We start from the raw sequence: 5,078 nt of genomic DNA on the forward strand, positions 1-5,078 counted from the left end.
GGCTTACCCGGAACAATGGACTCCAGTCGTCCCCATATCTCATCGGTCAGCAACATTCGACTCATCTTGATCGCTTACGCAAAAGATGAGATGTAAACACATTTCTTCAAATGTGAACAGAGCCTAATACAGTTGATGAACGAGTTTGCCCCAGGCTTCGCGGATAAGCGCCTCATCGTCGGGCTCGAGCACTTCCGCGACCGAGATGACCTTGCGCGGCGAGAGGGGCAGACGTCCCGCGAGCGTTTCGCCGGCAAGCCAGCCGAGCACGCTCGCGGGCGCGACGAGCACTTCCGGAGCGAAGCCGGCCAAGGTATCGATATGCGTATGCGCGCCCGCTTGAAGATCGAAAAAACGAAACTCGATGCGGTGGCTGTGCAACGTCGTGTAGAGCGAACTGTTTGCCCGCAGGAAAAACGCGACGCGCAATGGTTTCGCACGCGTGGCGAGCAGCCTGAGCAGGTCGCGATCGAGCGTGCGAGCGAGCATGATGCCGGCCCACGTAGCGCGTTCCGATGCGCTCGCGAGAAAGACGCCGGGCCGGCCGCTCGTGCCGCTCGACAGTCCTGCCGTGAGCTTCGGATCGAACTGCGACGGCAGTACGCCGGACGACTCCAACGCGCGTGCCGCTGCCAATGCCGTTTCCAGTGCAATGCCACGCGTGTTGAACGCGGCGAAGCGTTGCAGCGTGAACGGTTTGTCGACGACGGGCAGCGCGGCAAGTTCGTGGCGCGGATAGTCGCGGTAGAAGCTCGCTTGCGTCAGCCGCGTGCGAAGGAACGCGTCGAGCCGGCGCGTCTGCCAGCTGTCGAATGTCGCGCGATCGCTAAAGCGAAGACCGTATCGCGTCGATGCGAACGCGCCCATCATCCGGGTGAAGTCAATGAAATTCACGACCGAGGTGCCTCCACGTGAGTTCACAGTGCGACGGGACGATGGACAGTGCATCGTTGCTGCTCAGCAGATGACGCAATCCGGCAAAGGTCGCGAGGAACGCGCGCTTGTCCGAGAACAGACGCGATGCGATCCATGACGGTGGTTTGTCATCTCTGACGGCTTCGAGGGACCAGCACGCGTCGGCGACGAGAAATATTGATCGCGCGCCTGCTGTCCGAAACAGTATGCCGAGTTGACCCGGCGTATGGCCGAGAAGCGGCACGCCGATCACGCTCGCGTCGCCCAGCAGGTCGAAGCCGTGCGTGAACGGGTGCATGGCGCGCGGCAGCACGACGCGCTCGCAATCGTCGGCGCAGGTCAATCGCGTATCGAATGAGGCCGGCAGCAAGGTTCGCAGATAGCCGCGCCGCAAGCCGCCGATGCGAGAGGCGCGACGCATGGCAGCGACTTCTTCGCGCATCGCAAAGAATCTTGCGTTCGGCAATTCGCCGATGCCAGCGATATGGTCGGCATGCAGATGCGAGAGGAACACGTGCCGGATATCGTGCGGTGCGAGCGCATGCCGGGCGAGTTGCGCGGGAAGCGCTTCCGTTGATGTCAGCGACACAGGCGTAACGAGTCGATACAGCCGCTCGGGGAACGGCTGCGTCGCTGCAAAAAAGGCGTCGCTGTAGCCGGTATCGAACAGCATCGGGCCGAGGCGAGGATGGAGCAGCAGGCCCGCGAGCGCCGGGAATGGCACGCTGCGCAGGCATCCTCCACGTTGCGTCACGCACTCGGGATGCGAGCAATGGCCGATCCGAAGCAGATGAAAACCGAGCGTCGTCGTCATGAGCGAGCTTGTTTGCACTGATCGGCCCAGACAGCCGTGCGGCGGATGCCCTCGGCAAGCGTCACTTGAGGCGCATAGCCGAGGAGATTACGGGCGCGAGTCAGGTCGAGCGTCTGCGAATAGGCGAGCAGTCCCACGGAATAGCGCGTGACGGGCGGCTCCCACCCCGGCCTCAAGAATGCGGCCCGCTCCAGCAACGCAGCAACGGCGTCGACAATGGGATAGGGAATCCGGCGCACGCGCAACTCGATGCCGAATGCATCTGCGAGCATGGCGAAGAGTGTTCGCACGGGCATGGGCTCGCCATTGCTGATATTGACGATGGCGTGCTGCAGATCGGCGGACAGCGCAAGTTCAATTGCATCGACGACGTTGTCCACATAGGTCAGGTCGATGAGGGCGTCGCCGCCGCGCATCAATGGCAAACGCGACGTGCGGGCAACGCGCAATAGCCGAGGCAATAGGGTGGCGTCGTAAGGGCCGATGATCGCGCGCGGACGTAGCGCGATGACCGAGTCGAGTGTCGACTGCATCACATGTTGCTCCGCGATGCCCTTGGTGCGCGCATAGTCGTTGACAGGCGAGGGCAGCGGTTCGTCTTCCCGGATGCCGATGCGATCGCGGAAATCGAAATAAAGACTCGGCGTCGAGATATGGACGAGCCGTGGCACGCCTCGCGCTCGGCAGGCATCGACAATTTCCCGCGTCGATTCGACGTTCGCCTTGTGGAACGCTTCGGGACGTCCGCAAGGTGAAGAAAGCGCTGCACAGTGCACCGCGGCATCGGCGCCTGCCGCCGTTTCATGCATCGTCGCGGGGCTTTCGGCGCTTCCATGTTCGAGCATAACGAAGCGCGTTTCGCAATCGGCGCGTGTTATGCCGTTGAGGACCGTTTCCGCATGCCGCGCATTGCGGCCGGTGAACACGACCTCGTGGCCCGATGCGTTGAGCCGCCATACGACATGTCGTCCGAGGAAGCCGGTGCCGCCTGTCACGAGTATCCGCATGTCAGTACACCAGCACCATGCCGCCGAGCGTCAACCCGGCTCCCGATCCGAGCAGCATCAGCGGCTCGTCGCGCTTTATTCTGCTGCCTTCGATCGCGTGATGTAACGCCGACGGAAGCGATGCGCCAACCTGGTTGCCGGACTCCGCGAAAATATCGATCAGCGGGCCGGCTCGATCCTCAAACGCTTCGCGAGATGATCTAGCGCGAGGCGGCTTGCCTGATGCGGGATCACTAGACGAATCTGTTCGAGCGTGAGTGCAGCGCCGTCGAGCAACTGCGAAACGAGACGCGGCAATTCTTTGGATACGGTTCGGAACAGACGCGGCCCATCCATATGGAACAACGTGAGCGGACCAAAGTCGACGTCCGGCCGGCGCGGATGATAACGGGAGCCGCCCGCCTTGATATGGCAATCGTTCGCGCCGCTCGCGTGAGTTTCGATCTGCGACGAGAGAATGCAGGATCGCTCGCCCGGCACGCTCTTACGGACGATGGCGGCTGCCGCGCCGTCGCCGAAGATGGCCGACTCGCCGAGCGTCGTCCAGTCGAGCGAGAAGGTCGCGATGTCCGACGACACGATCATCACATTGCGATATCGGCCGCATTCCACGAGATAGCTGATCGTGTCGAGGCCGACGAGAAACGACAGGCAACTGGCGCCGATATCGAATGCGCTGATATGACCGACGCCCGTTCCGGCTGCCGCGAGAATCATCGCCGCGTTGTAGGGCAGCGCCTGATCCATGGTCGCTGACGACGCAACGAGGCAGTCGATGTCGCTCCACTCGAAACCTGCGCGCTGCAAAGCCTGCTCACACGCTTCGGCGGCGAGCGCTGCAGCGTTTTCATGGATGGCGTAGTGCCGGGTGCGCACGCCGTATCGCTTAAATACCGTGCCGATGGGAAGACCGAAACGCCGGTCGATTTCCTCGCTGGTCAACGTGTTTGCCGGTACCGCAGCGCCAGTGCCGCAGATGCGGATACAGCGTGTCGAATGGCGATTCATAACACCTCCTCCGCATATCGGGCGGTGGTGTCGAGCGCGTCGATCAGCAGCGATTTATTTGCCGTCAGGTACACATCGCGGCCTTCCTTCTTGGCGTCGAGCAGTCCGGCGCCCTGCAGCACGCGAATGTGATGAATCGTGGCCGTGAGGCTCAGCGGCAGCCAGTCGACGATCTGCTTGATCGTCAGGCGCTCGCCCGGCTCGAACAGCAGCATGATCCGCTGCCGGTAAGTGTCGCCCATGGCCGAGAAGACGGCGGCGAAGCGGTCCCACTCTGCGGGGATGGAGTCGGCGAATTGTGTGCGTATGACTATAAATCTAGTTATTTAGTCAAATTTTGTCAAGGTCGGCGGCTCGCGACTATTACTCATGGCGAATGGCTCGGCAATCACGCTTGCCATTTTGGCGATCGCCAGACATCCACCCAAAATACGCAATAATATGGGATGCCAGCGGCCACGCCGCCGTTCACCCATGCGAAGGCCTGAATGTCCGATCTGAAAGTCGATAGAAACGCCAAGACCCTGCGCGAGCTCACGCTCGAAAAGCTGCGCGAAGCCATTGTCCAGGGCTATTTCCGCCCCGGCGCGCGCCTGGTGGAGCGCACCCTGTGCGACGAACTGGGCGTCAGTCGCACCGTCGTGCGAGAAGTGCTGCGGCACCTCGAAACGGAAGGGCTCGTCGAGACCGTGGCGCGTACCGGTCCGATCGTCGCGCGGCTCGATCCGACTCAGGTCGCCGAAATCTACGAACTGCGCGGTCTGCTCGAAGCCAACGCCGCACGCGCCTGCGCCGAAAACGCGACGCCCGATGTCATCAAACGACTGCGCGGCATCCGCCGCAAGATCGAGGCGGCCTTCGCGAAAGACGCCTTCGCCGAAGTGCTGACCCAGACCGAAGCGTTCTACGACGCGCTTTTCGAAGGCGCGCAGCGGTCGGTCTCGCTCTCGGTCGTGCGCACGCTGAACACGCGCATCAACCGCTTGCGGGCGCTGACGATTTCCTCGACCGGGCGCGGCGCGGAATCGAATCAGGAGATGAATACGCTGCTCGCCGCCATCGAAAAAGGCGACGGCGCGGCCGCCTACGAAGCATCGGCGGCGCATATCCGGCGCGTGTCGGAACTGGTGCAGCAGGCGCTCCGCCGCATCGCCGAACCCGACTGACCACACGATCTGCTCGACGACGAACCGCCGCAAGGCGGTTTTTTTTTGTGCGCCGAGCATGCGCAACAGCTTGGGGGTGCAAGTTCCCTGTCCAGCCTGATGGGGCGAAGGCCTAGTGAAACGCAAGGGCGTCGTCGTGAGGCGGGGTCTGAAGGAAGCGTGTAGCAA

The 5,078-nt window shown here is 62.4% G+C and carries 7 protein-coding genes; 1 reads left to right on the forward strand and 6 read right to left on the reverse strand.

Features of this window, described 5'->3' with window-relative positions; all coding sequences use genetic code 11:
• Positions 1 to 123: 123 nt before the first annotated feature.
• From BVER_RS28330 to BVER_RS28350, 6 genes are read right to left on the reverse strand one after another with little or no spacing between them, the layout of a single operon-like run.
• On the reverse strand, positions 124 to 894 hold the full coding sequence (locus BVER_RS28330) for a hypothetical protein (protein WP_157056275.1): 771 nt from the start codon (positions 892 to 894) through the stop codon (positions 124 to 126).
• A complete protein-coding gene (locus BVER_RS28335; protein ID WP_050456075.1) occupies positions 881 to 1,729 on the reverse strand; it encodes an MBL fold metallo-hydrolase in 849 nt (282 codons plus the stop codon). Before BVER_RS28335 ends, BVER_RS28330 begins: the two co-directional genes overlap by 14 nt.
• Positions 1,726 to 2,736, reverse strand: a complete 1,011-nt coding sequence (locus BVER_RS28340; protein WP_050456076.1) for an NAD-dependent epimerase/dehydratase family protein — start codon at positions 2,734 to 2,736, stop codon at positions 1,726 to 1,728. Before BVER_RS28340 ends, BVER_RS28335 begins: the two co-directional genes overlap by 4 nt.
• A 1-nt stretch (position 2,737) precedes the next feature.
• Complete coding sequence (locus tag BVER_RS36080; RefSeq protein WP_369094845.1) at positions 2,738 to 2,899, reverse strand: 3-oxoacyl-[acyl-carrier-protein] synthase III C-terminal domain-containing protein; 162 nt, start codon at positions 2,897 to 2,899, stop codon at positions 2,738 to 2,740.
• Positions 2,896 to 3,744 (reverse strand): hypothetical protein, encoded by an 849-nt coding sequence (locus BVER_RS28345; RefSeq protein ID WP_050456077.1) that lies wholly within the window; start codon positions 3,742 to 3,744, stop codon positions 2,896 to 2,898. Before BVER_RS28345 ends, BVER_RS36080 begins: the two co-directional genes overlap by 4 nt.
• Positions 3,741 to 3,986, reverse strand: a complete 246-nt coding sequence (locus tag BVER_RS28350) for an ArsR/SmtB family transcription factor (RefSeq protein WP_050456078.1) — start codon at positions 3,984 to 3,986, stop codon at positions 3,741 to 3,743. Before BVER_RS28350 ends, BVER_RS28345 begins: the two co-directional genes overlap by 4 nt.
• A 246-nt stretch (positions 3,987 to 4,232) precedes the next feature.
• On the opposite strand from BVER_RS28350, the gene BVER_RS28355 reads away from it, so the two are divergent.
• Positions 4,233 to 4,910, forward strand: a complete 678-nt coding sequence (locus BVER_RS28355) for a GntR family transcriptional regulator (protein ID WP_050456079.1) — start codon at positions 4,233 to 4,235, stop codon at positions 4,908 to 4,910.
• Positions 4,911 to 5,078 lie beyond the last annotated feature (168 nt).

It is taken from the genome of Candidatus Burkholderia verschuerenii (assembly GCF_001189365.1).
Taxonomy (GTDB): Bacteria; Pseudomonadota; Gammaproteobacteria; order Burkholderiales; family Burkholderiaceae; genus Caballeronia; species Caballeronia verschuerenii.

What these genes read in the sequence shown, in the direction of transcription:
- BVER_RS28340 (WP_050456076.1), bottom strand. Translation starts at nt 2,736, where the DNA reads ATGCGGATACTCGTGACAGGCGGCACCGGCTTCCTCGGACGACATGTC.
- BVER_RS28355 (WP_050456079.1), top strand. Translation starts at nt 4,233, where the DNA reads ATGTCCGATCTGAAAGTCGATAGAAACGCCAAGACCCTGCGCGAGCTC.
- BVER_RS28335 (WP_050456075.1), bottom strand. Translation starts at nt 1,729, where the DNA reads ATGACGACGACGCTCGGTTTTCATCTGCTTCGGATCGGCCATTGCTCG.
- BVER_RS28350 (WP_050456078.1), bottom strand. Translation starts at nt 3,986, where the DNA reads ATGGGCGACACTTACCGGCAGCGGATCATGCTGCTGTTCGAGCCGGGC.
- BVER_RS28345 (WP_050456077.1), bottom strand. Translation starts at nt 3,744, where the DNA reads ATGAATCGCCATTCGACACGCTGTATCCGCATCTGCGGCACTGGCGCT.